Source organism: Kitasatospora sp. NPDC034023 (genome assembly GCF_055575795.1).
The window spans coordinates 64,529-89,093 of the sequence record NZ_JBVIRY010000016.1 but is presented as its reverse complement, the minus strand read 5'-3'; the positions used below and the strand labels follow the sequence as shown (position 1 = coordinate 89,093).

23 protein-coding genes and 1 tRNA gene are annotated in these 24,565 nt (G+C 70.4%); 16 read left to right on the top strand and 8 right to left on the bottom strand.

The annotated features are described in order from the left end of the window. Positions 1–2: 2 nt before the first annotated feature. From ACZ52R_RS21670 to ACZ52R_RS21660, 3 genes are all read right to left on the bottom strand, one after another. Positions 3–470 carry an NUDIX hydrolase gene (locus ACZ52R_RS21670; protein WP_465665549.1) on the bottom strand — a complete coding sequence of 156 codons (468 nt, stop codon included), beginning with the start codon at positions 468–470 and terminating at the stop codon, positions 3–5. 94 nt (positions 471–564) lie between these two features. After that, entirely contained in the window at positions 565–1,128 is a 564-nt protein-coding gene (gene cyaB / locus ACZ52R_RS21665; RefSeq protein ID WP_465665547.1) for a class IV adenylate cyclase, read from the bottom strand. Between the two features lie 13 nt (positions 1,129–1,141). Further along, a complete protein-coding gene (locus tag ACZ52R_RS21660) occupies positions 1,142–1,981 on the bottom strand; it encodes a helix-turn-helix domain-containing protein (protein ID WP_465753907.1) in 840 nt (279 codons plus the stop codon). Positions 1,982–2,287: 306 nt separating this feature from the next. On the opposite strand from ACZ52R_RS21660, the gene ACZ52R_RS21655 reads away from it, so the two are divergent. The 5 genes from ACZ52R_RS21655 to tgmC all read left to right on the top strand — a co-directional run bounded on the left by ACZ52R_RS21655 (position 2,288) and on the right by tgmC (position 5,794). After that, positions 2,288–2,716, top strand: a complete 429-nt coding sequence (locus ACZ52R_RS21655) for an ATP-binding protein (RefSeq protein ID WP_465665543.1) — start codon at positions 2,288–2,290, stop codon at positions 2,714–2,716. A gap of 14 nt (positions 2,717–2,730) precedes the next feature. Then, on the top strand, positions 2,731–3,285 hold the full coding sequence (locus tag ACZ52R_RS21650; protein ID WP_465753906.1) for a hypothetical protein: 555 nt from the start codon (positions 2,731–2,733) through the stop codon (positions 3,283–3,285). A 129-nt stretch (positions 3,286–3,414) separates the two neighbouring features. Then, entirely contained in the window at positions 3,415–3,687 is a 273-nt protein-coding gene (gene tgmA / locus ACZ52R_RS21645; RefSeq protein WP_465665540.1) for a putative ATP-grasp-modified RiPP, read from the top strand. After that, entirely contained in the window at positions 3,687–4,652 is a 966-nt protein-coding gene (tgmB, locus tag ACZ52R_RS21640; RefSeq protein WP_465753905.1) for an ATP-grasp ribosomal peptide maturase, read from the top strand. The genes tgmA and tgmB overlap by 1 nt, the downstream gene beginning before the upstream one ends. Next, positions 4,649–5,794: an ATP-grasp peptide maturase system methyltransferase gene (gene tgmC / locus ACZ52R_RS21635; protein ID WP_465618381.1), complete on the top strand. Its 1,146-nt coding sequence runs from the start codon at positions 4,649–4,651 to the stop codon at positions 5,792–5,794. Before tgmB ends, tgmC begins: the two co-directional genes overlap by 4 nt. A 144-nt stretch (positions 5,795–5,938) precedes the next feature. On the opposite strand, the gene ACZ52R_RS21630 is transcribed toward tgmC, so the two are convergent. From ACZ52R_RS21630 to polA, 3 genes are all read right to left on the bottom strand, one after another. Continuing rightward, complete coding sequence (locus ACZ52R_RS21630; protein ID WP_465618379.1) at positions 5,939–6,700, bottom strand: GNAT family N-acetyltransferase; 762 nt, start codon at positions 6,698–6,700, stop codon at positions 5,939–5,941. Between the two features lie 260 nt (positions 6,701–6,960). Next, positions 6,961–7,638 carry a hypothetical protein gene (locus ACZ52R_RS21625; RefSeq protein WP_465753904.1) on the bottom strand — a complete coding sequence of 226 codons (678 nt, stop codon included), beginning with the start codon at positions 7,636–7,638 and terminating at the stop codon, positions 6,961–6,963. An 88-nt stretch (positions 7,639–7,726) separates the two neighbouring features. Continuing rightward, positions 7,727–10,411, bottom strand: a complete 2,685-nt coding sequence (gene polA / locus ACZ52R_RS21620) for a DNA polymerase I (RefSeq protein ID WP_465618779.1) — start codon at positions 10,409–10,411, stop codon at positions 7,727–7,729. Positions 10,412–10,700: 289 nt separating this feature from the next. Between polA and ACZ52R_RS21615 the strand changes: the two genes are divergently transcribed. The 6 genes from ACZ52R_RS21615 (at position 10,701) to ACZ52R_RS21590 (ending at position 17,604) form a co-directional block, all read left to right on the top strand. Then, positions 10,701–11,177 (top strand): PaaI family thioesterase, encoded by a 477-nt coding sequence (locus ACZ52R_RS21615; protein ID WP_465753903.1) that lies wholly within the window; start codon positions 10,701–10,703, stop codon positions 11,175–11,177. A 592-nt stretch (positions 11,178–11,769) separates the two neighbouring features. After that, positions 11,770–13,002: a branched-chain amino acid ABC transporter substrate-binding protein gene (locus ACZ52R_RS21610; protein WP_360499100.1), complete on the top strand. Its 1,233-nt coding sequence runs from the start codon at positions 11,770–11,772 to the stop codon at positions 13,000–13,002. 198 nt (positions 13,003–13,200) lie between these two features. Then, positions 13,201–14,130: a branched-chain amino acid ABC transporter permease gene (locus ACZ52R_RS21605; protein WP_360499098.1), complete on the top strand. Its 930-nt coding sequence runs from the start codon at positions 13,201–13,203 to the stop codon at positions 14,128–14,130. A 5-nt stretch (positions 14,131–14,135) separates the two neighbouring features. After that, complete coding sequence (locus tag ACZ52R_RS21600) at positions 14,136–16,061, top strand: branched-chain amino acid ABC transporter permease (protein ID WP_465663796.1); 1,926 nt, start codon at positions 14,136–14,138, stop codon at positions 16,059–16,061. Between the two features lie 8 nt (positions 16,062–16,069). Continuing rightward, positions 16,070–16,891: an ABC transporter ATP-binding protein gene (locus ACZ52R_RS21595; protein ID WP_465618777.1), complete on the top strand. Its 822-nt coding sequence runs from the start codon at positions 16,070–16,072 to the stop codon at positions 16,889–16,891. Next, positions 16,888–17,604 (top strand): ABC transporter ATP-binding protein, encoded by a 717-nt coding sequence (locus ACZ52R_RS21590; RefSeq protein WP_360499094.1) that lies wholly within the window; start codon positions 16,888–16,890, stop codon positions 17,602–17,604. The genes ACZ52R_RS21595 and ACZ52R_RS21590 overlap by 4 nt, the downstream gene beginning before the upstream one ends. A 57-nt stretch (positions 17,605–17,661) precedes the next feature. On the opposite strand, the gene ACZ52R_RS21585 is transcribed toward ACZ52R_RS21590, so the two are convergent. Next, positions 17,662–18,348, bottom strand: a complete 687-nt coding sequence (locus ACZ52R_RS21585) for an ANTAR domain-containing response regulator (RefSeq protein WP_465618370.1) — start codon at positions 18,346–18,348, stop codon at positions 17,662–17,664. Between the two features lie 66 nt (positions 18,349–18,414). On the opposite strand from ACZ52R_RS21585, the gene ACZ52R_RS21580 reads away from it, so the two are divergent. Together ACZ52R_RS21580 and ACZ52R_RS21575 are read left to right on the top strand one after the other, a co-directional pair. Beyond that, positions 18,415–18,489: transfer RNA gene (locus ACZ52R_RS21580), tRNA-Leu, on the top strand. Positions 18,490–18,756: 267 nt separating this feature from the next. Next, entirely contained in the window at positions 18,757–19,392 is a 636-nt protein-coding gene (locus ACZ52R_RS21575; RefSeq protein WP_465753902.1) for a hypothetical protein, read from the top strand. 41 nt (positions 19,393–19,433) lie between these two features. Here the strand turns inward: ACZ52R_RS21575 and pyk are convergent, their stop codons facing one another. Continuing rightward, positions 19,434–20,864 (bottom strand): pyruvate kinase, encoded by a 1,431-nt coding sequence (gene pyk, locus ACZ52R_RS21570; RefSeq protein WP_465618366.1) that lies wholly within the window; start codon positions 20,862–20,864, stop codon positions 19,434–19,436. Positions 20,865–21,191: 327 nt separating this feature from the next. On the opposite strand from pyk, the gene ACZ52R_RS21565 reads away from it, so the two are divergent. The 3 genes from ACZ52R_RS21565 to ACZ52R_RS21555 are packed head-to-tail and all read left to right on the top strand — an operon-like array spanning position 21,192 to position 24,539. Beyond that, positions 21,192–22,286, top strand: a complete 1,095-nt coding sequence (locus ACZ52R_RS21565; RefSeq protein ID WP_465753901.1) for a substrate-binding domain-containing protein — start codon at positions 21,192–21,194, stop codon at positions 22,284–22,286. Beyond that, positions 22,283–23,935: an extracellular solute-binding protein gene (locus ACZ52R_RS21560; RefSeq protein WP_465753900.1), complete on the top strand. Its 1,653-nt coding sequence runs from the start codon at positions 22,283–22,285 to the stop codon at positions 23,933–23,935. The genes ACZ52R_RS21565 and ACZ52R_RS21560 overlap by 4 nt, the downstream gene beginning before the upstream one ends. Further along, a complete protein-coding gene (locus tag ACZ52R_RS21555) occupies positions 23,922–24,539 on the top strand; it encodes a hypothetical protein (RefSeq protein WP_465753899.1) in 618 nt (205 codons plus the stop codon). Before ACZ52R_RS21560 ends, ACZ52R_RS21555 begins: the two co-directional genes overlap by 14 nt. Positions 24,540–24,565: the final 26 nt, after the last annotated feature.

Genomic DNA, 24,565 nt, shown 5'->3' with positions numbered 1-24,565 from the left:
GGCTAGCGAACCACGGGGATCTCACCGGAGCGCCAGTCGGCCAGCCGCTTGCGGATGTTCGACACCATCGGCAGCCCGTCCGTTTCGGCCGGGGTGAACCACGCCACCTCGTGGGACTCGTCGGACACCCGCAGCTGTCCGCCGAGCGGGCGCCCGAGGAGGCAGATGGAGAACTCCTGGCGGACCTCGCCGTCGTCGTAGGCGAAGACGTGCCGGGGGTCGGTATAGGTGCCGACGATCCCGGTGATCTCGATATCGATGCCGGTCTCCTCGCGCGTCTCGCGGATACCGCACCCGGCGAGCGACTCACCGATGTCCATCCTGCCGCCAGGCAGGGCCCACATCCCGTTGTCGGTACGGCGCTGGAGGAGAACGCGGCCCGCCTCGTCGACCACGACCACGGACGCCGCCGGGACGAGGGAGTTCGCCTCGAGGGCGTCCGGATCGTCCTCGTAGTCACGCCTCGGCATGGTCCACCACCTTCGCTGCCTGGATCGTCCACGCCTGGGGCTCGCGACCCGAGCAGGTGGGCGTGACACACCACCCCAACCGCTCTCCCTCGAATCAGGTACGAGCTGCGGCCACCGCGTCCGTGTACAGCTCCGTTGTCAGGTCATCCTCGCTGATCCCGAGGCCAGCCAGGACGGCCCGCACGGTGTCGAGCGCCGCTGCGAGGCCGTCCGGGGCATCCGTGGCAGTCTCGACCTCGATGAACGTCGCGTCGAGTTCCGGGACGCGGACGAGCGTGGCGAGGAAGCACCGCCCATCGCGTTCGAAGTCGTAGTTGCGGCAGCGCTTCTCGAACCGGATTCGCGGGGTGAATCCGAGGCCGCGGATGATCTCGTGAGCCGCCTCGGCGTCCTCCACCCGCGTCTCGGCCTCCCACTTCGACCCGGACGCCTCGTCCACCCGGGCGCCCTTGTACGTGAGCACGGTGCGGGTGTCGTCGGGCCCGTGTACGGTGCGGATCCGCAGCTCGCGGTCGGCGCCCATCAGACTGCCGTCCGGGGCGTCGTAGTAGGTGTCGCGGTAGACCTCGGCGCGCCCGGCACCGTACGACTCCTCCAGTCGCGCGAGGACGTGTTCGGGGTCGCGTACGACGGCCTTGAGCTCCGCCTCGATCGCCATGCCAGTTCCTCCTTCAGATCACGCGTTGAGCGCCGTCCAGCACCACCTCGAACTGCCTCTGCCAGCCCCGGTAAAGCGGGCCGGACGGAGTGGGCAGCACTTTATACGTTGCCGACTCGTGCCCCTCCCAGCCCGCATCGAATGCCCCCACGTAAAGAGTGCTGTCCAGTCTGATGATCCGCCAGACGGGCACCGTGGTGTAGCGGTAGGCCTCGACGTGGCCCACATCGGCGAGTTCTCGGAGCCGGGCCTCGGCGAGGAGAATGCCGCTGGCGAGGGACTCGGCCGACTCGCCGATCTCAGCCGCGCGGTGCCTGGCCGCAGGCGAATCCGGGTCGAGGAGAAGCACCCGCAGTCGCGGCGCCGAATCACCGTTGAGATCGAGATGCTGACGCAGCAAGGAGTCGCGGAGGGCGAGGAGGCCCAGGCCACGTACGGCCAGCACGTCCAGCTCAACTGCGGACCGTGCCGCGCGTTGGATTTCGGCGGTCGCGGCAGCCTGGTCGTTGTAGACCCTGACCACTTCGGGGAACGCAGAGAGATCAAACGCCGATCCAGCTGTGCGTTGCCCCGAGGTTCGTGACGCCAGCCCGAGTAGTCGGCGTGCGGGGTCGGGCATCTGGAAGCCGTCGGCGATTCGCTCGAACACGTCGAGTCGAGCAACCTCCCGCCGACCGTTGATGATCTCGTTCACGCGGCTCTGGGTCATCCCTACCTGGACCGCGAGCCGAGCCTGGCTGGCGCCGCTGTGATGCTGGACGTAGCGGAACAAGGCGGCCACGTCCCTGCGCCGGAGCGCGTCGCGGACTTCGGCGTTCTGCCATGCGAAATCCGGCAGCTTGATCGGTTCCAAGGCAGTTCCCACAGGTCACTCCCAGGCGTTCAACAATGCATCTCACAGTGAGATTACCGGCTGGGTATCGAGATTGACGTCGCGCCAGGCGAAGCTGAATACGTGGCGCCTGTCAGCTGCACCCACGCTCGGCTCCGGACCAGTACTGCGTCGATTTCGATGGCGCAGAGGGCGAGCAGGGACCTACCAGTCAACGTCCGCAAAGGTGGCGGATACGTATCCGCGGAATGCCGGCCCGGTACAGCGACGTCTCACCGGAAATCGCGCTCCCTTCGTACATCCTCCTCTGCTCCCGACGAGGCCTTCATGCTCGAAACCCGCCGTCCCTGCACGTTCGTCGCGCGCCTCCACTCGCGGCCCGAATCCACTTCGCCGGCCCGCTACTTGCTCCGCGCCTACCTCGCCGCCTTGCCCTCCGGCGACCGCTACTCCGACGTCGCCGAACTCCTCCTCGGCGAGCTGTTCGCCAACGCCGTCCAGCACTGCGACGCCCCCGACGACCGCCTCATCGAGGTCCGGTTCGCCCTCGTCGGCGACCGCCTCCGTATCGAGGTCCACGACGCCGGCACCGGATGCCCCTCCGTCCGGACCGCCGCCCCCGAGGACGAGCACGGGCGCGGCCTGTTCCTCGTCAACGAGCTGGCCGAGCGCTGGGGTTGCTGCCCCCGAGCCGGCGGCGTCGGCAAGTTCGTCTGGGCGCTCGTCGCTCCCTCCCCCGCCCTCCTCGCCGCCTGAAAGCAGCACCGCCCATGCACCCGCCCCTCGTCACCTTCGCCCGACACGCCCTCGCCCAGGGCACCAGCCCCGCCGAGGTCTACGCCCGCCTCGCCCGCCGCAGCAACGAACCCCTGCCCTCCGCCCGGGCCGTCTGCCTCGCCCTCGACATCCCCCTCGCCGAGACCACCCGCCGCCTCAACGACTGCTACCACTCCCTCCTCGCCAACCCCCGCCCCAACTCCGAGGCCGACACCGGCGAACTCCTCGAAGCCCTCGGCGTCTTCGACATCCCCGTCACCCTCGACGCCACCAGCCGCGCCGTCATCGACCTCTTCCTGGTCGCCATCGACGCCATGGGCGGCATCCGCCCCGGCCACCGGCACGGCCTGGACCGCTGGTTCACCACCGGCAACCTCACCACCGCCTACCTCTCCCTCGCCGCCGCCCACCCCATGCCCCGCACCGGCGACCCCACCACCTACTGGACCACCCTCATCACCGCCGGCGAACTGCTCCTCACCACCACCCCCGACACCCGCATCAAACTCGCCCTCACCCACTGTCACAGCCAAACCACCACCCCCTGAACACAGGAAGTCGACCCCACCGACTTCCCACTCCCCCACCACCCCCGCCCACCCACGGCGGGCCGATGAACGACTCTGCGCAGCAGCAGAGTTGCCGGAAATGACCGAATACCGATACAAGGAGGACACATGACGCAGACCCCCGTGCCGTGGGGCATCCGCAGGATGGGGCCGTACGCGGCCACCGCCACGCTCCCGGCGTTCACGCCCGTGATCGACCCCGAGACGCAGATCGCCGTCATCGTGGACGAGCACGGCCGAACGGTCGAGCTGGGAAGCCACGGCACCAGCACCAGCGGTGTCACGCCCACCCACACGAGCCCCGCTGACGGGACGAAGCCGGGCGGGGCCACGGACAGCGATGTGACCGAGTCCTACGACCAGGACCAGAGTTCCGGCTGATGGACAGCCGAACCGGGTCGGTGCTGGTACTGACCAACTCCTCTGACGTGACGGCGGATGCGGTACTGCGGGTGCTCGCCGAGCGCCGCGTTCCGGTGGTCCGTCTCGATCCCGGCACCGACCTGCACGCGGGTGCTTCGCTGACCGCCACGTACCGCACGGGCGACCAGCGGGGCACCCTCCGCACGTCGAGCCGTGAACTGGACCTCACGGACGTTCGCTCGGTCTGGGTGCGCAGACCCTCGCCCTACGAAGGCCCACCCGACCTCGACGGCCAGGACCGCCGGTTCGCCGCCTCGCAGGCGTTCTGGGGCGCGGGCGGCATCCTCGCCTCCCTCCCCGGGGCGCACTACGTGAACCACCCCTGGGACAGCCGGGCGGCCGAGTACAAGCCCGCCCAGCTCGCCACCGCCCAGCGCTGCGGATTCCGGGTGCCCGACACGCTGATCACCGACGACGAGCACGAGGCACGGGAGTTCACCGCCCGCCACGCCGACGGCACGGTGTACAAACCCGTATGGCACGCCCGGTACTCGGTCGGCGGGCAGGCCCGGGCCGTCTGGGTCCGCGAGGTTCGCAGCGATGAGATCACCGAGGCTGTGACGGTGTGCCCTCACCTGTTCCAGGCCAAGGTTCCCAAGGTGTTCGACACCCGGGTGACCGCCGTCGGGGACCGGCTCTTCGGCACCCGCATCGACAGCCCGGATCTCGACTGGCGGCACCGTCAGGACCGGATGCGGTGCAGCCCGATCGAGGTCCCCGTGCCGGTCGCCGAGGCCGTGGCCCGCCACCTCGCAACCTTCGAACTGACCTTCGGTGCCTTCGACTTCGCCGTGACCGCCGACGGCGCCTGGTACTTCCTGGAGTGCAACCCGAACGGGCAATGGGCGTGGCAGCCGTCCGAGATCACCGACCGGATCGCGCACGCGATCGCCGACCGACTGGAAAGGGGCCACGACCAGTGACCACCTCCGACACCCTGCGCGCCGCCCTGGTCGAGCAGCTCACCGCGAACGGCACGCTCACCGACCCCGAGTGGGCCGAAGCCGCCGCCGCCGTACCGCGCGAACTGTTCGCCGGCAGCTACTTCGTCCCGATCGAGGGCAGCACCCCGACCGGCTACCGGGCCCTGCACCACGGCGCCCCCGGATGGCTGGAGGGGATCTACACCGACCGGACCCTCATCACCCAACTCGACGGCCGCACCCACCCGGAGGACGCCGGGGACCAGCCGGTGACCGGGGCGGCGCCCTCGTCCTCCTCCACACTGCCCTCGCTCGTACTGGACATGTGGCAGCAACTCGGCGCGGACGCCGGACACCGGGTGCTCGAAGTCGGCACCGGAACCGGCTACTCGACCGCCCTCGGCGCCCACCGCCTCGGCGACCGGAACCTCACCAGCATCGAGTACGACCCCCGGGTGGCCGCACGCGCCGCCGCCGCACTTCAGGCCGCCGGCTACGCCCCGCGCCTCATCGTCGGCGACGGTCTCGGCGGGGACCCCGACGGCGGCGCCTTCGACCGGCTGATCGCGACGTGCTCGGTCCGGTACCTGCCGATGGCCTGGCTCCGCCAGGTGAAGTCGGGCGGCCGGATCCTGGTCACCCTGTCCGGGTGGAGCTACGCAAGCGCCCTGGCGCTGCTCGAGGTGACCGGCCCCGGTGAGGCCACGGGCCGGTTCCTGCCCGGCTACACCAGCTTCATGATCGCCCGGCCCCACGACCGGCCACCCCGCCCGACCCTGGCCATGCTCCCCGGGGAGGAGCGCGCGAGCCGGATCGACCCCGCGAAGCTCGATACCTGGACCGGAAGCTGGGTTGCGCAGCTCGCGGCGCCCTCGGCCGAACGGATGGGAGCCGGCGGGCAACAGATCCTCGCGGACGTGGCCACCGGATCGCAGGCCCGGACCATGCCCGACTCCGAAGGCGGCTGGACCGTGGTCCAGCGCGGACCGCTCCGGCTGTGGGACCACGTGGAAGCCGCCATCGAGGCGTGGCAGAGCGCGGGCGAGCCGCACCAGGACGGCTTCGGCATCACGGTCTCGGCGGCAAGGCAACGAATCTGGCTCGGCAGCGAGAACGGTCCGGGCTGGGACCTACCGGTCTGACCTGCGGGGAGAGCTTTCCGCCCGCCGCCCGGGCCGCCAGGCGCGCGTGGGAAGTCGGCCCCGCCGACTTCGCCCACGCGGCGCGGGCGCCGGCCGGCGCATCACGATGGTGCGGGCCGGCGGGCGTCACTGCGACGCTGTCGCTCAGGAGGAGGCCCACCAGGTCGAGGGCGTCGCGACCGTGTAGCCCAGCGACTCGTACAGCGGCCTGCCGAGCTTCGAGGCGGTGAGCGTGGCCGGCAGGTCCGCCAGGTGGGCCAGGGCGCCGAGCATGACGGCCCGGCCCACGCCGCGCGACCGGAACGCCGACGACGTAGCGACCCAGTAGTGGCTGCCGATGCCGTCGGCCACGACGCTGACGCAGGCTCCCGCGGCCACGCCGTCGATGGAGGCGACGAACACGTCCACGCCCGGCTGTTCGATCAGCGCCATCGGGAAGAGTTCGCCGGCGCGGTGGGGCTGGAACCCGTCCAGGTCGAAGCCCTCGATCACGACCTGCTCGGCCGTCCGGAGGTCCTCCGCCTGCTGCACCCGGATCACGTCCAGCGCCGGTTCGCCGACGGGCCCGGGCAGGCGCAGCATGATCGGCATCTGCCAGTTGCGCAGGCCCAGGTGGTTCAGGTCGGCCGCGCTGAACGGGTCCTCGACGTAGGCCGTCCCCTTGGCCCCGCGGACCAGCTCGCTCACCTCGGCCAGTTCGCCGGGGTCGAGGTCGGGCTCCTGGATGAGGATCCGCAGGCCCGCCCGCTCGTCGCCGTCGACCGCGACGAATCCGCGGCGCCGGATCACCTCGTGCCCCCGGCTACGGCCGGTCGCGGCCCAGAAGGCGGCGGAGTTGCGGGCCTGGCTCGTCGGCGCCTCGGCCAAGGATATGGACTGGTCGGTCGAAGGGGATCCCGTTGTCATTGTGCCTACGGTAGTACGAAATTGACCCACCGTACGGGCCGATTCCCTGCGAGCCGGCCGGGCCACGTCCCCATCGGACCACCCGGCGGGCACGAACATCCTGATACCCGCCCACACCGGACCGCCCGCCCATACCGGACCGCCCGCCCCCACGCCCGGCGGTCGGATCGGCAGCGGCGGGCCCGTGCGCGGCGGCCTCCCGGTCGGCGCCGGCAGAGAACTCCCACCCCCGGGGCGGTCGCCGCCCCGGAGGCGCACCTTCAGCCTCCGCCCGAGAAGCCGCCCGAGTTCGCCGAACCCGATCCTCCGGAGATCCACGGTGAGGAGGACGTCGGCGAGGGCTTCAACCGGACGCTGCGCTTGGTGACCAGTTCCACCTGCACCCCGGCGGGGCCGAGCAGCGCGGCCAGGGCCTCGTGCAGTTGCTCCGGGTCGGTGCCGGCCGGCGGTCGCCACGTCAGTTTCTCGTCGACGCATTCCAGGCGGACGGTGAGGACCTCGCCGGCGGGCGCGCGATCACCCGGGTAGGGCTCCACGATGGACCGCACCAGCCGGATCGCGCGCAGTTCGGCCGGTGGCCGCCAGCCGCCGGGGCGCCCGCCCCGGACCAGCCGGAACCGGTCCGCGGCGTCGGTCGGGGCGAACTCGACCCGGTGGACGGCGACCACTTCCATCCGGGCCATCACCGGAATGGCCAGCAGGTACTCGGTACCGGCGATCACCCCGACCACGGCGGCGACGGTGCTCCCGGCCGCGCCGAAGAGCCACAGACCGAACGCCACCAGCAGGGTCGGCGCGAAGAGCACCAGGGGCGCCCTCAGCGCCTCCCCGACGGAGGTGAGGCAGTACACCAGCGCGCTGCGCCGCGTCCCACCGCCCTCGCGCAGGACGAGATCGGTCGATGCGGGGCCGGTACGCAGGACGCTGTCCGGGGGCATTCCGTCAGCGTACGGGCGCGCACCGGCGCCGGGAAGCCCTCGGGCGCAGCCCGCAACCGGCCCGCGCCCGAGGGATTCTGATCGTGCGTCAGTGCGCGGCGGCCTCCCAGTTCGCGCCGACGCCGACCGAGACGTCCAGCGGGGCGCGCAGCGGGTAGGCGCCCGCCATCTGCTCGCGGACGACGGCCTCCACCCGCTCACGCTCGCCCGGGACCAGCTCCAGGACGATTTCGTCGTGCACCTGGAGCAGCATCCGCGAGGTGAGCCCGGCCGCGCGCAGCGCCTCGTCCACCCGGAGCATGGCGATCTTGACGATGTCGGCGGCCGAGCCCTGGATGGGGGCGTTGAGGGCCATCCGCTCGGCCATCTCGCGGCGCTGGCGGTTGTCGCTGTTGAGGTCCGGCAGGTAGCGGCGACGGCCGAGCAGGGTCTCGGTGTAGCCGGTGGCGCGGGCCTCGTCGACGACCCGGCGCAGGTAGTCGCGCACGCCGCCGAAGCGCTCGAAGTAGGTGTCCATCAGGCCCTGCGCCTCGGCGGGCTTGATGCCGAGCTGCTGGGAGAGCCCGTACGCGGACAGCCCGTACGCCAGGCCGTAGGACATCGCCTTGATCTTGCGGCGCATCTCGGCGTCGACCGCGTCGCCCGGGACCTCGAAGACCTGGGAGGCGACGGTGGTGTGCAGGTCCTCGCCGGTGGCGAAGGCCTCGATCAGCGCCTCGTCCTCGGACAGGTGCGCCATGATCCGCAGTTCGATCTGCGAGTAGTCGGCGGTGAGCAGCGACTCGTAGCCCTCGCCGACGACGAAGGCGCGGCGGATGGCGCGGCCCTCCTCGGTGCGGACCGGGATGTTCTGCAGGTTCGGGTCCTGCGAGGAGAGCCGGCCGGTGGCGGCGACCATCTGGTTGAAGGTGGTGTGGATCCGGCCCTTGGGCGAGACGGTCTTGAGCAGGCCCTCGACGGTGGTGCGCAGCTTGGCCTGGTCGCGGTGGCGCAGCAGGATGACCGGCAGCTCGTTGTCGGTCTGGGTGGCCAGCCAGGTGAGCGCGTCGGCGTCGGTGGTGTAGCCGGTCTTGATCTTCTTGGTCTTGGGGAGCGCGAGCTCGCCGAAGAGGATCTCCTGGAGCTGCTTGGGCGAGCCGAGGTTGAACTCGCGCCCGGCGGCGGCGTGCGCCTCCTCGACGCAGCGCTGGATCTCGGCGGCGAACCGCGTCTCCAGGGTGGTGAGCCACGCGCCGTCGGCGGCGATGCCGTAGCGCTCCATGCGGGCGAGCAGGGCGGCGATGGGCAGCTCCATGTCGCGCATCAGCCCGGTGGCGCCGACCTCGGCGAGGCGGGTGTCGAAGAGCGCGGCGAGGTCGAGCACGGCGCGGGCCTGGAGCATCAGCGACTGGGCGGCGGCGGTCTCGTCCTCCTCCGGTGCGTCGAAGGCGAGTTGGCCGCTCTCGGTGGCGGGGGCCGGGGTGAGCGAGCGGGCCAGGTACTCCTCGGCGAGCACCTCCAGGGTGAAGGTGCGGCGGCCGGGCTTCTCCAGGTAGGCGGCGAGCGCGGTGTCGGCGACGACGCCCTCGATGGCCCAGCCGCGCTCGGCGAAGGCGCGCATGACCTGCTTGGCGATGTGCAGGGCCTTGGGGGCGGCGGGGTCGGCGAGCCACCCGGCGAGGGCCTGCTCGTCCTCCTCGGCGAGCAGCGCCGGGTCGAACCAGGCGGCGGACTCCCCGGCGGCGAGGGCGACTTCGGTGACCTCGCCGGTGCCGAGCGCCCACTGGTAGACGGCGGCGAGCGCGACCGTGGTCTTGCCGTCACAGGCGTGCTCGCGCAGCCAGGCGGCCAGGGTGCCCGGGTCGGTGAGCAGTTCGCCGTCGACCTCGACGCCGGGGGCGAGTTCGACGGCCTCCTCCTCGCCGGTGGCCGGGTCGATGCCGTGGACGCGGTCGCGGAAGTTGGCGTTGCGGAACTCCAGCGACTCCATCAGGGTGGCGACGGCGGCCTTGTCGAACGGCGCGCGGGCCAGGTCGGCGACGCCGAGCGGGAGTTCGACGTCGCGGACCAGCTCGGTGAGGACGCGGTTGCGCTTGACCGAGTCGAGGTGGTCGCGCAGCTTCTCGCCGATCTTGCCCTTCACCTCGTCGGCGCGGGCGACCAGTTCGTCGAAGGAGCCGAACTGGTTGACCCACTTGGCGGCGGTCTTCTCGCCGACGCCGGGGATGCCGGGCAGGTTGTCGGACGGGTCTCCGCGCAGCGCGGCGAGGTCCGGGTACTGGCGCGGGGTGACGCCGTACTTCTCGGTGACCTTCTCCGGGGTGAAGCGGGTGAGCTCGGAGACGCCCTTGGTCGGGTAGAGGACGGTGACGTGGTCGGTGACCAGCTGGAGCGAGTCGCGGTCGCCGGTGACGATGTCGACGTCGTAGCCGGCCGCCTCGGCGGCGGTGGCGAGGGTGGCGATGATGTCGTCGGCCTCGAAGCCCTCGGCGGTCAGCCGGGGGACGTTCATGGCGTCGAGCAGTTCGCCGATCAGGCCGACCTGGCTGCGGAACTCGTCCGGGGTCTTGGCGCGGTTGGCCTTGTAGTCGGGGAACTCGACGGAGCGGAACGTCTGCCGGGAGAGGTCGAAGGCGACGGCGAGGTGGGTGGGCTGCTCGTCACGGACGGTGTTGGCGAGCATCGACGCGAAGCCGTAGACCGCGTTGGTGGGCTGCCCGGTGGAGGTGTTGAAGTTCTCCACGGGCAGGGCGTAGAAGGCCCGGTAGGCCATCGAGTGCCCGTCGAGGAGCATCAGCCGGGGCCGCGGGCCGGCCCCGCCGCCACCCGTAGCGCCCTTGTCCGTACTCTGCGTAGCCACGTCAACGTCCGTTCCTGCCGATTCCACTACCGGCCACCGATCCTATGGCCCGGCACCGACAAAAGGGGCACGGCACCGGTGGGGTCGGGCCCCGCCCGGCGGGCCGGGCGAACGCCCCCGGGGCGCCACGCCAGCCTCCGCCCGCGCGCTCTACCACCGAGTAGGACGGTCGTACGATCACAGGCAGCAGCACCCGTGATCCCCCAGCGGCAGGAGTTCCCCGATGACCGATGCGGCCCCCGACACCGCCCTCTCCACCACCCCCGTCCTGAACGTCCCGCAGGACGTGCTGGACCACTTCGCCAAGCTCGGCGTCAGCCCGGAGACCTTCTCCGGCGGCCACCTCGGCGAGAAGCTCGGCATCCGCATCGTCGAGGCCTCCGGCGACCGCGTGGTCGGCACGATGCCGGTGGAGGGCAACCAGCAGCCGTACGGGCTGCTGCACGGCGGCGCGTCGGCGGCGCTGGCCGAGACGCTGGGCTCGATCGGGGCGATGCTGCACGCCGGCCCCGGCCGGTACGCGGTCGGCGTGGACCTCAACGCCACCCACCACCGCTCGGCGACCTCCGGCCTGGTCACCGGGGTGGCGACGGCCGTGTTCAAGGGCCGTACCGCCGCCACCTACGAGATCGCGATCACCGACGACACCGGCAAGCGGGTCACCAGCTGCCGGCTGACCTGCATGCTGCGCGACCTCTGACGACCCGACTAACGGGCCGACAGCTGCCGCGAGTTCAGCGGATAGGACATCAAATCCCTTTCCCGCCCCCTTGTTTGACCTTCCGCCCCACTGGGCAGGCGTTGGTCTGGACAAGGGGGCATTCGCATGCCCGGGCGCGGCCGACGAACTCCCGCACTTGTAACACTGCGTAACAGGCAGGAAATCCGAGCACATGCCGGCCCCGAGGGCCTCCAGTCGCCCCGGAGCCGCTTCACCGCGCCTTCCTGGTCCGAAATCCGGACGCGCACGGTCGAAACCCGGGAATCGGACGCAGCTGTCCGATTATCGACGACGCCAGCTGCAACCTGCATTTCTGGCCCTTACATCGCCCTACCAGCGGGTAAACGCCTGACAACACAAGGATCGATCGAGCCGAAACGACCACATGTTGAGACAACTCCTCCGTGTGCTCATAACAAGAGAATCACAGCCTGCTCGCACCACTGCCCGAGCCGCCCAACGACATCTAGAGTCACGGCCAGTCACCGCGCCACTCGATGGGCCCAGCCCGCCGCGCACTCCGGCTCCCGCCACTCAGGCGCGGGCGCCTCCTGAACCGAAGGGGACCCTCGTGCGTCATCGTTCAGCAGTTGTCGTGAGCATTGCCGTGATTGCCGCTCTCAGCCTCAGCGCCTGCGGCTCTCGCGGTGACAAGAAGTCCGGCGACGGGGGCGGCAGCGGCGGCGGCACCACCGTCACCATCGGCATCGACGCCCCGCTCACCGGCGACCTCTCCGCCATCGGCCTCGGCATCCGCAACTCCGTCGAACTCGCGGCCAAGAAGGCCAACGAGACCAACGAGGTCCCCGGCGTCAAGTTCCAGATCAAGGCCCTGGACGACACCGCCAAGCCCGGCCCCGGCCAGCAGAACGCCACCCAGCTCGTCGGCGACAACACCGTCCTCGGCGTCGTCGGCCCGCTCAACTCCAGCGTCGCCCAGTCGATGCAGCAGATCTTCGCCGACGCCAACCTCGTCGAGATCTCCCCCGCCAACACCGGCGTCGCCCTCAGCCAGGGCGAGAAGTGGGCCAGCGGCGAGAAGACCCGCCCCTTCAAGACCTACTTCCGCACGGCCACCACCGACGCCGTCCAGGGCCCCTTCGCCGCCCAGTTCCTCGCCAAGGACGCCAAGAAGTCCAAGGTCTTCCTCATCGACGACCAGAAGACCTACGGCGCCGGCCTCGCCGCCACCTTCAAGGCCGAGTTCACCAAGCAGGGCGGCACCATCGTCGGCGAGGAGCACGTCAACCCCGACGACCGCGACTTCGCGGCCATCGTCACCAAGGTCAAGAGCTCCGGCGCCGAAGCCGTCTACTACGGCGGCGAGTACCCCGCCGCCGGCCCGCTCTCCCTCCAGCTCAAGGAAGCCGGCGTCAACATCCCGCTGATGGGCGGCGACGGCATGCAGAGCGCCGACTTCATCAAGCTCAACCCCAAGAGCGCCGGCGACTTCGCTACCGCCGTCGGCGGCGCCGTCGAGCAGCTCCCGACCGCCGCCAAGTTCATCGCCGACTACAAGGCCGCCGGCTACAAGGACGCCTACGAGACCTACGGCGGCTACTCCTACGACAGCAGCTGGGCCATCATCCAGGCCGTCAAGTCCGTCGTCTCCGCCAACAACGGCAAGCTCCCCTCCAACGCCCGCGCCGCCATCGTCGACGCCGTCCAGAAGGTCTCCTTCGACGGCGTGACCGGCAAGGTCTCCTTCGACGAGTTCGGTGACACCACCAACAAGCAGCTCACCGTCTACACCGTCAAGGACGGCAAGTGGGACGTGGAGAAGACCGGCACCTTCAACGGCTGAGCCACCGCCTTCACGGCTGAGGCACCGCCTTCACGGCTGAGCCACCCGCCTTCGACGGCTGAGGCACCCGCCTCCAAGGGCTGAGCCACCCGCACCACCCTCTCCACCACAGCGCGCGGGGGCGCCACGAGTGCCCCCGCGCGCCCCCACATCCACCACCCACGCGGACACCCCCGAACGCACTACGGAGGCCCAGCGGTGCACGACCTACCGCAGCAGCTGGCCAACGGCCTGATCCTCGGCGCCCTCTACGGACTCGTCGCGATCGGCTACACGATGGTCTACGGCATCGTCCAGCTCATCAACTTCGCCCACGGCGAGATCGTCATGGTCGGCGGCTTCGGCGCCCTGACCGCCTACCTCGCCCTCCCCGGCGGCACCACCCTCTGGCTGGCCCTACCGCTGATGCTGATCGCCGGCGTCCTGGTCTCCACGCTCACCGCCGTCGCCGCCGAGCGGTTCGCCTACCGCCCCCTGCGCAACGCGCCCCGCCTCGCCCCGCTGATCACCGCGATCGGGCTGTCCATCTTCCTGCAGCAACTCGTCTTCTCCTTCTACCCCGACGCCAAGAAGGCCCGCGTCTTCCCCAAGCTCCCCGGCGACCCCTTCAGCCTCGGCTCCGTCACCATCCAGCGCAGCGACCTCTTCCTGATCATCGCCGCCCCGCTGTGCATGCTCGCCCTCGGCTGGTTCGTCACCCGCACCCGCTCCGGCCGCGCCATGCAGGCCACCAGCCAGGACCCCGACACCGCCAAGCTGATGGGCATCGACACCGACCGCATCATCGTCATGGCCTTCGCCATCGGCGCCGCGTTCGCCGCCGTCGCCGCCATCGCCTACGGCCTGCGCAGCGGACAGATCGACTTCCGGATGGGCTTCATCCTCGGCCTCAAGGCCTTCACCGCCGCCGTCCTCGGCGGCATCGGCAACATCTACGGCGCCATGCTGGGCGGCCTCGCCCTCGGCCTCGCCGAAGCCCTCGCCACCGGCTACATCCAGCACCTGCCCGGCATGCACCTCTTCGGAGGCGGCGCCTGGAAGGACGTCTGGGCCTTCGTACTCCTCATCCTCGTGCTCCTCGTCCGGCCCCAAGGGCTGCTCGGCGAGCGCGTCGCGGACAGGGCGTGACCACCATGACCACCACCGAAACCACCCCGGTCATCCCCCTGCCGGCCCGCGCCGCCGCCGCCCTCACCGGCCTCGGCGCCCTCGCCACCGCCGCCTCCGCCGCCATGTCCTGGACCTGGACCTCCGACTTCCCCGGCGACCTCACCTACTACGGCTCCCCCGCCGGCCTCCAATGGCTCGCCCTCACCGCCGGCATCCTCACCCTCGTCCTGCTGCTCGCCACCCAAGGCGTCCCCGGCCTGCGCTGGGCCGCCCCCACCCGCAACAACAACGCCGTCCTGTACGCCGCCACCGGCGCCCTCGCCGTCAGCGCCTACTCCGTCACCTCGATCGCCGTCGAACTCGACGGCCTCGTCAACCTCGAACCCGGCGGCTGGGTCCTCGCCGCCGGCGGCCTGATCAGCGTCCTCGGCGCCCTCGGCCTCCCCCTCGACCGCCGCACCAGCGTCCCCCTGCGGATCGTCGACAAGCGCCTCTTCCTGCTCGTCCCCGCCGCCCCCCTCGTCTGGTTCGGCGCCCACGCCATCCCCGGCGACAAGCCCGTCGCCCCCGTCCTCACCGCCCTCGCCGGCGGCGTGGCCATCGCCACCGGCGCCGTGCTCCTCCTCCAGCTCGGCCACCTCGCCAACAGCCGGCTGCGCCTCGGCAAGATCGAGCGCCCGCTGCCCGCGCCGCGCCTACTGCCCTCCTGGGTCGAGGTCCTGATCATCGTCGGCGCCTTCGGGCTCGGCCTCTTCGCGATCACCTTCGGCATCGACACCGAATACGGCGAACTCTTCACCGGCTTCCTGCTGTTCACCGCACTCGCCGTCGCCGCCCTCACCAAGTCCGGCCTGATCGCCCGACTGCGCGCCCTGACCGTCAAGCACCGCCCCGTCACCACCGGCGCCGCCTTCGCCGCCGCCGCCAGCTTCCCCTTCACCCAGAGCAGCGACCAGTACACGTCGGTCGCCACCAACATCCTGATCTTCGCCACCGTCGCCCTCGGCCTCAACATCGTCGTCGGCCTGGCCGGCCTGCTCGACCTCGGGTACGTCGCCTTCCTCGGCGTCGGCGCCTACGCCGCCGCCCTGGTCTCCGGCTCCCCCGCCTCGCCCATCCACGTCCAGTTCCCGTTCTGGGCCGCGATGCTCACCGGCGCCGCCGTCTCCATGGTCTTCGGCGTCCTCATCGGCGCCCCCACCCTGCGGCTGCGCGGCGACTACCTCGCCATCGTCACCCTCGGCTTCGGCGAGATCTTCCGCATCACCATGCTCAACCTCAACGGCACCACCGGCCCCAAGATCACCAACGGCTCCAACGGCATCCCGCGGATCCCCGACCTGGAGATCCTCGGCTTCGACCTCGGCAAGTCCCACACCGTCGCCGGCATCGAACTCGGCCGCTTCTCCAACTACTACCTGCTGATGCTCCTCGTCACCGCCCTCGTCGTGCTGATCTTCGCCCGCGTCGGCAACTCCCGCATCGGCCGCGCCTGGGTCGCCATCCGCGAGGACGAGACCGCCGCCGAAGCCATGGGCATCAACGGCTTCCGCCTCAAGCTCCTCGCCTTCGCCCTCGGCGCCTGCCTCGCCGGCCTCGCCGGCACCGTCCAAGCCCACGTCAGCTACACCGTCACCCCCGACCAGTACACCTTCGCCGAAGCCCTCCCGCCCAACTCGGCCTTCCTGCTCGCCGCGGTCATCCTCGGCGGCATGGGCACCATCAGCGGCCCCCTCGCCGGCGCCACCCTCCTCTTCCTCATCCCGAAGAAGCTCGAGTTCCTCGCCGACTACCAGCTCCTCGCGTTCGGCGCCGCCCTCATCATCCTGATGCGCGTCCGCCCCGAGGGCCTCATCCCCAACCGCCGCCAGCAGCTGGAGTTCCACGAGGCCGCCATCCCGGCCCAGCCCACCGGCGAGCCGACCGCACTCACCAAGGCAGGGGCGTGACCCACCCGATGAGCACCACCGCCGCACCCCTGCTCGAAGTCACCGGCGTCACCATGCGCTTCGGCGGCCTCACCGCCGTCAACGACGTCTCCCTCACCGTCGGCGAGGGCGAGATCATCGGCCTCATCGGCCCCAACGGCGCCGGCAAGACCACCTTCTTCAACTGCCTCACCGGCCTGTACGTCCCCACCGAAGGCGCCGTCCGCTACCGCGACGTCGTGCTGCCGCCCAAGCCCCACCTCGTCACCCAGGCCGGCATCGCCCGCACCTTCCAGAACATCCGGCTCTTCGCCAACATGACCGTCCTCGAGAACGTCCTCGTCGGCCGCCACACCCGCACCAAGGAAGGCATCTTCTCCGCCATCCTCCGCGGCCCCGGCTACCACCGCGCCGAAGCCGAAAGCCGCGCCAAGGCCATGGAACTCCTCGAGTTCACCGGCCTCGCCGCCAAGGCCGACCACCTCGCCCGCAACCTCCCCTACGGCGAGCAGCGCAAGCTCGAAATCGCCCGCGCCCTCGCCTCCGAACCCGGCCTGCTCCTCCTCGACGAACCCACCGCCGGCATGAACCCCCAGGAGACCCGCGCCGCCGAGGAACTCGTCTTCGCCATCCGCGACAAGGGCATCTCCATCCTCGTCATCGAGCACGACATGCGCTTCATCTTCAACCTCTGCGACCGCACCGCCGTGCTCGTCCAGGGCCAGAAGATCGTCGAAGGCGACCGCGAAACCGTCCAGAACGACGAACGCGTCATCACCGCCTACCTCGGCGCCCCGCTCGAAGACAGCACCCCGGCAGGCCCGGAGACCGTTACGGAGACCGACCAGTGACCGCACTCCTCGAGGTCGAGGACCTCCGCGTCGCCTACGGCAAGATCGAAGCCGTCAAGGGCATCAGCTTCACCGTCGAACAGGGCGAGGTCACCACCCTCATCGGCACCAACGGCGCCGGCAAGACCACCACCCTGCGCACCCTGTCCGGCCTCCTCAAGCCCACCGCCGGACGCATCACCTTCGACGGCCAGGACCTCTCCACCGTCCCCGCCCACAAGATCGTCGCCCTCGGCCTCGCGCACTCCCCCGAAGGCCGGCACATCTTCCCCCGCATGACCATCGAGGAGAACCTCCTCCTCGGCGCCTTCCTGCGCACCGACACCGCCGGCATCGCCGCCGACGTCGAACGCGCGTACTCGCTGTTCCCCATCCTCGGCGAACGCCGCAAGCAGGCCGCGGGAACGCTCTCCGGCGGCGAACAGCAGATGCTCGCGATGGGCCGGGCCCTGATGTCCCAGCCCAAGCTGCTCATGCTGGACGAGCCGTCGATGGGCCTCTCCCCGCTGATGATGCAGAAGATCATGGCGACCATCATCGAACTCAAGTCGTCCGGTACGACCATCCTCCTGGTCGAGCAGAACGCCCAGGCGGCACTGTCGCTGTCCGACCAGGGCTACGTCATGGAGACCGGCCGCATCGTCCTCTCCGGCACCGGCGCCGACCTCCTCCACGACGAGTCCGTCCGCAAGGCCTACCTCGGCGAGGACTGACCCCTTCCACGCGAGAGGGCCCGGCGGAAACATCCGCCGGGCCCTCCGTCGCTCGCCCTACTCGGACTTGCCCTCATCCGCCTTCTTGCGGTCCTGGGCGTCACCCTCCTCGATGACCGCCTCGGCCACCGCCGCCATCGTCATCCGCCGGTCCATCGACGTCTTCTGGATCCACCGGAAGGCAGCAGGCTCGTTCAGCCCGAACTTCGTCTGCAGCACACCCTTCGCCCGGTCCACCAGCTTCCGGGTCTCCAGCCGCTGGGTGAGATCCCCGATCTCCTTCTCCAGCGCCCGCATCTCGGTGTACCGCGACACCGCCATCTCGATCGCCGGCACCAGGTCCGACTTCGAGAACGGCTTGACGATGTACGCCATCGCCCCCGCGTCCCGCGCCCGGTCCACCAGCTCCCGCTGCGAGAACGCCGTCAGCATCAGCACCGGCGCCAGGTGCTTGTCGTGGATCTGCTCCGCCGCCGACAACCCGTCCAGCACCGGCATCTTCACATCGAAGATCGCCAGATCCGGCTTCAGCTCCTCCACGAGCTTCACCGCCGTCGCCCCGTCCCCCGCTTCGCCGACGACGGTGTACCCCTCCTCCTCGAGCATCTCCTTGAGGTCGAGACGGATCAGCGCCTCGTCCTCGGCGATCACAATCCGGGTGATCTGGGGCGTATCGGTCTCAAGCGGCTGTGCCTGCTCGTCGGCGGTGCTCACGGGGCTCCTAGTTCCGGCGGGGTACTGCATGCACGAGGGTACCTAGACACGGTATGTTTGAGACACGACGGCAAGGCAAGTGCCTTCAAATCGTAGGCCCCGATAGCCCAATTGGCATGAGGCAATGGTCTCAAACACCATACAGTGTGGGTTCGAATCCCACTCGGGGCACTTTTCCTTCGAATCGAAGGGACCGGTATCCGGTCCAACGGTTTTCGTACTCAGGGGATCTTCACTCGATCGAGCGGAGATCCCCTTGTTTGCATGCATACGACCATCTCGCAATGCAATCTCGCTCGTATGTACGACATGGCTACACGCCAGCGGGCATTGGAGCTCCACGCATCCGGGCTGACCTTCAGCCAGGTCAGCCGCGCGACCGGGGTATCCCGGTTCGCGATCCGCGAGTGGGCGTCCGGTGCCGTACCCAGTCCACGCATGACCGCCGAATGTCCGGCCCACAGCGGCCGGCTCGATCCTTCGCGTCCGCCCGCCGACTACACCTACCTGCTCGGTCTCTACCTCGGCGACGGCTGCATCAGCGAGGGCCGTCGCAAGGTGTACGCCCTGCGCATCGCCTGCTGCGATTCCTGGCCCGGACTCATCGACGAGTGTGAGCGGGCCGTTTCCGCCGTCATGCCACACAACAAGGTGATGCGCGTCCGCGCGCCCGGCTGCACGAGTGTCGTCAGTACCAGCAAGCACTGGCCCTGCCTCTTCCCCCAGCACGGCCCCGGCAAGAAGCACGAGCGCACCATAGTCCTGGCGCCCTGGCAGCAGGAGATCGTCGATGCCTACCCATGGGAGTTCCTGCGGGGCCTGATCCACTCCGACGGCTGCCGCATCACCAACTGGGCGACCCGCACGGTCGGGGGCGTCACGAAGCGCTACGAGTACCCGCGCTACTTCTTCACCAACACCTCGACCGACATCATCGGCCTCTTCACCGCAACCCTCGACGCCGTCGGCGTCCAGTGGCGGGCCGCCCCGCGTCCTGCCGGCGCCACCAACATCTCCGTCGCCCGCAAGGACTCCATCGCCCTCATGGACGCCCGCATCGGCCCCAAGTACTGACAGCGGCGCGACCCCGAACGAGGCCGCGCCGCCAGGGAACCTCAGGCGTCCAACGTGCCCACGTGGTGGACGCGGACGAGGTTGGTGGAGCCGGCGAGGCCGGGGGGCGACCCTGCCGTGATGACGACGATGTCGCCCTTCTGGCAGCGGCCCAGCGACAGCAGGGCCGCGTCGACCTGTTCGACCATCTGGTCGGTCGTCGGGGCGAACGGGCCGAGGAAGGTCTCCACGCCCCAGGTGAGGGCGAGTTGGCTGCGGACTGCCGGTTCGTAGGTGAAGGCGAGTACGGGGATGGGTGAGCGGTAGCGGGTCAGTCGGCGGGCGGTGTCGCCGGATTGGGTGAAGGCGATCAGGTACTTGGCGTGCAGGAAGTCGCCGATCTCGGCGGCGGCGCGGGCGACGGCGCCGCCTTGGGTGCGCGGCTTGCTGCCGGTGGTCAGCGGGGGCAGGCCGGCGGCGAGGATGTCGTTCTCGGCGGCTTCGATGATCCGGCCCATGGTCTTGACGGTCTCGACCGGGTACTTGCCCACCGAGGTTTCCCCGGAGAGCATCACCGCGTCCGTGCCGTCGAGGACGGCGTTGGCGACGTCGGAGGCCTCGGCGCGGGTGGGCCGGGAGGCGTTGATCATCGAGTCGAGCATCTGGGTGGCGACGATGACGGGCTTGGCGTTGCGCCGGGCGAGCTTGATGGCGCGCTTCTGGACGAGCGGGACCTGTTCGAGGGGCATCTCCACGCCCAGGTCTCCGCGGGCCACCATGATGCCGTCGAAGGCGTCGACGACGGATTCGAGGTTCTCGACGGCCTGCGGTTTCTCGATCTTGGCGATGACGGGGACGTACCGTCCTTCCTCCGCCATGATCCGGTGGACGTCCTCGACGTCTCGCCCGCTGCGGACGAAGGAGAGCGCGATGAGGTCGGCGCCGGTGCGCAGGGCCCAGCGCAGGTCGGCGACGTCCTTGTCGCTGAGTGCGGGGACGGAGACGGCGACGCCGGGGAGGTTGAGGCCTTTGTGGTCGGAGACGAGGCCGCCTTCGATGACGAGGCAGCGCACCCGGGGCCCGTCGACGGCGACGACCTCCAGGGTGACGCGGCCGTCGTCGACCAGGATGCGTTCGCCGCGGCTGACGTCGCCGGCGAGTCCGGCGTAGGTGGTGCCGCAGATGTCCTTGTCTCCGACGACGCCCTTGTCGGTGGAGATGGTGAACTCGTCGCCGCGTTCGAGAAGTACCGGACCGTGGGCGAAGGTGTCGAGCCGGATCTTCGGGCCTTGAAGGTCAGCGAGGACGCCGACGCTTCGGCCGGTTTCGTCGACGGCTTTGCGGACGCGGCGGTAGCGTTCCTCGTGCTCGGCGTGCGTGCCGTGGCTGAGGTTGAGTCGGGCGATGTCCATCCCGGCGTCGACCAGGGTTTTGATCTGGTCGTACGAGTCGGTGGCGGGCCCGAGAGTGCAGACGATTTTTGCTCGGCGCATAGTGCTGAGACTAGGCATTACCGGCGCGTAACAACGAGGCGGGTCCGGACTGCGGGATGACCTTTGCGGTAAGGCGAGTTGAACAATCTGACACGTCCTCGGACCGGTGTGCGAGGCCTGCCGCCCCGGCGCCTCCGGTCGCGCCCGCGAACGGGTCGGTCGATGCGATTCCGTGAAGGGGTGTTCACCTCTGGTTCACCGTCACTTCCGTTACTGCTCCCCGCCCGGCGGGACGCTCGTCACCCCGGGGTGACGGCCCGGAGGTTCGGGTGACCACCCGGACGACGTAGACGACGCGGCAGAAGTCGCGTCCGAGGGGGGTTCGGCATGAAACGCGGCGCTCTGGGGGTGGTGGCGACCCTGGCCCTGCTGGGCTGGGTGGCCTATGCGCTGATCCCCGACGGCGGCAAGGGGGGACCCGCGGTGGTCGCGGTCACCGGCCTGATCGGGTCGGAAAAACGTGACTTCTTCGAAGATCCGGCCGTCAAGGCCGAGTTGAAGAAGCAGGGCCTGGAGGTCCGGGCGGATTCGACCGGCTCCTGGACGATGAGCGAGCAGGCGAAGAGCACCACGGGACTGGACTTCGCCTTCCCGGCGAGCGCCGCGCCGGCCCGGGAGATCCAGCGCAACTGGGAGCTGAAGGACTCGCCGCTGGTGCCCTTCTACTCTCCGCTGGTGATCGTGACGCACGAGTCGGCGGCGCGGGTCCTGAAGGACAGCCAGCTGGCGGACGTGGACGCCAAGGGCGTCTGGACGTTCCGGATGGACAAGTACGTGGCGGCGCTGAAGAGCGGCCAGAAGTGGAAGGACCTCCAGGGCGCGGGCGAGCACCCGGAGTTGACCGGCCCGCTGTTCGTGTCCACCACGGATCCGGAGACCTCGTCCTCGGGCGCGATGTACCTGGCGCTGCTCTCCTACATCGCGAACGGCAACCAGGTGGTGCAGGACGACGCGGGGGTGAACGCCGTCCGGGACGTCCTGGCCGCCTCGAACGGCGTCCAGGGCATGCAGAAGATCAGCAGCGACGAACCGTTCCGGGACTTCTTCGCGGGCGTGGGCACGCTGGTCTTCGCCTACGAGTCGCAGGCCGCCGCCCTGCCGCTGCGGGGCAAGGACACCGGGGACATGGTGGTGATGTACCCGGACACGACGATCCAGTCGGACCACACGCTGGTGGCCCGGACGGACGGCGGCCGCAAGTTGGCCGACGCGCTGGAGAACGACGCGGTGCTGCGCAACCTGGAAGCCCGGTACGGCCTGCGCCCGCAGGCCGACCAGGAGGCCTTCTGGAACCTGATGAAGGACAAGAAGCCGTCCTTCGCGCACGATCTGAGGAACTCCGGGTTCAAGCAGGCCACGCTGCCCTCACTGGACAACCTCCTCAAGCTGACCGCCGCGGCGAAGGGTGGGACCCCGAAGTGAACCTCCGTACGAAGCGCCGCAGCCGGCTCACCGCCGCACTGGTGGCCGTCCTGGCGGCGGTGACCGCCTGCACCTCCTCCGGCGACAAGCCCGGCCCGGGGCCCTCGGACCCGCCCGCCGAGACCGCCCGGCCGGGGGTGCTGCGCATCCTGGCCGGCAGTGAACTGCAGGACCTGGCACCGGTGTTGGAGGAGGCCCGGAAGGCCACCGGGGTGACCGTGCAGTTCTCCTGGACGGGCACCCTGGACGGCGCGGACGCGGTGTCCTCGGGCCGGGCCGACGGCAAGTACGACGCGGTGTGGTTCCCCTCCAACCAGTACCTGCGCCTGGACCCGACCGGGAAGTCCAAGGTGCTGTCCGAGACTCCCGTGATGGTCTCCCCGGTGGCGATCGGGGTGCGCTCCTCAGTGCTCGGCGATCTGGGTTGGGGCGACGGCTCGAAGGTCACCTGGGCGCAGGTCGGTGACGCGGCCGCGGCCGGCAAGCTGACGTACGGGATGGCCGACCCCTCACGTTCCAACTCCGGCTTCTCCACCCTGGTGGCGGTCGCCTCGGCGTTCTCCAAGGCGGACGGGGCGCTGGCCGAGGCGGACGTGCAGAAGGCGACGCCGCAGCTGAAGCAGTTCTTCACCGGCCAGAAGCTGACCTCCGGGTCCTCGGGCTGGCTGGCCCAGGCGTACACCCGGGCCGAGTCGGGCCTGGTGGGCGCGCTGGTGAACTACGAGTCGGTACTGCTGTCGCTGAACAAGACGCTGCCGCCGCAGCAGCAGCTGACGGTGGTGCGCCCGGTGGACGGCGTGGTGTCGGCGGACTACCCGCTGTCGCTGCTGTCCTCGGCCGCGCCGGACCAGCGTGACGCCTTCCAGCGGCTGACCTCGTACCTGCTCAAGGACGAGGTACAGAAACGCATCTCCGAGACGACGCTGCGCCGCCCCGCGACGGCGGGCGTGGCCCCGGCCGCCGGGCTGCCGACGGACCGCCGCCGGGAGCTGCCCTTCCCGGGCACCCGGGCGGTGGCGGACGGCCTGCTGGCCTCGTACCAGAACGATCTGCGCCGCCCGTCCCGGACGGTGTACGTGCTGGACACCTCGGGCTCGATGGAGGGCTCGCGGATCACGGCGCTGAAGAACGCGATGGGCCGGCTGACCGGGGCGGACGACACCCGCGGGGTGCGGCGCTTCCGGAACCGCGAGGAGGTCACCCTGGTGTCCTTCGCCTCCTCGGTGAAGTGGTCCAAGACGCACGTGGTGCCGCCCACGGGCAGCCAGCCCGGTCCGCAGGAGGAGCTGGCGGCGATCAACTCGGACGTGCAGTCGCTGGCGGCCTCGGGCGGCACGGCGGTGTACGGCTCGCTGGAGGAGGCGTACCGGGTGATCGAGCGCCAGCAGGCGGCGGCGAACGACGACCGGTTCACCTCGATCGTGCTGATGACCGACGGGGAGAGCAACGTCGGCGCGTCGGACGCCGACTTCAAGCGCTTCCACGACGGGCTGCCGGCCTGGGAGAAGTCGATCCCGGTGTTCCCGATCAAGTTCGGCGAGGCCGCGGTGACCCAGCTGCAGGGGATCGCGGACATCAGCGGCGGCAAGCTGTTCGACGGCTCGGGCTCGCTGGACGGGGCGTTCGAGGAGATCCGTGGCTACCAGTGACGGGCCCGTCCGGCTGGCGCTGCGGTACCTGAACTCGGCCAAGAACCTGGCCGGCCTCGCGGGCGCCGCGGTCGGGGTGGGGCTGCACCAGTTCGAGCTCGGCGGGAGCCTGTGGCCCGGGGTGGCGGCCGCCCTGTACGGGGTGGGCGCGCTGGTGGCGCCCGGTCGCAAGCCCGACCCGCCCGACCCGCCCGACCCGCCCGGCCGGCCGACGACGGACCCCAACCCGGGCCCGGAGTCAGGGTCGGAGTCGGAGTCGGAGTCAGGGTCAGGAACGGGGTCGGTGTCCCGGCCGGTCCCGGTGTCGGTGTCGGTCTCGGTGCCTCAGCCGGTGCCCCTGCCCGACCCCGAGCTGGAGGCGCTGGCCGCCTACCTGGGCGCCGTGCCGCTGCCGCCCACCGCCGGGGTGGACGGTCTGCTGACGGCGCTGCGCGAGGCCGGTCCCGGCCCGGTGGCGGAGCGGATCGTCCGGCACCGGCTGCCGCTCGCGGTGGCCGGCTACCTGCGGGCGCGGACCTGGCAGCCGTGGGCGGGCCCGGACGCCCCGGACCCGGCGGCCGAACTGGGCCGCGAGGTGGTCCTGCTGACCGCCGAACTGTCCTGACCCGGGGCCGGCCGCGAGCCGGCCCC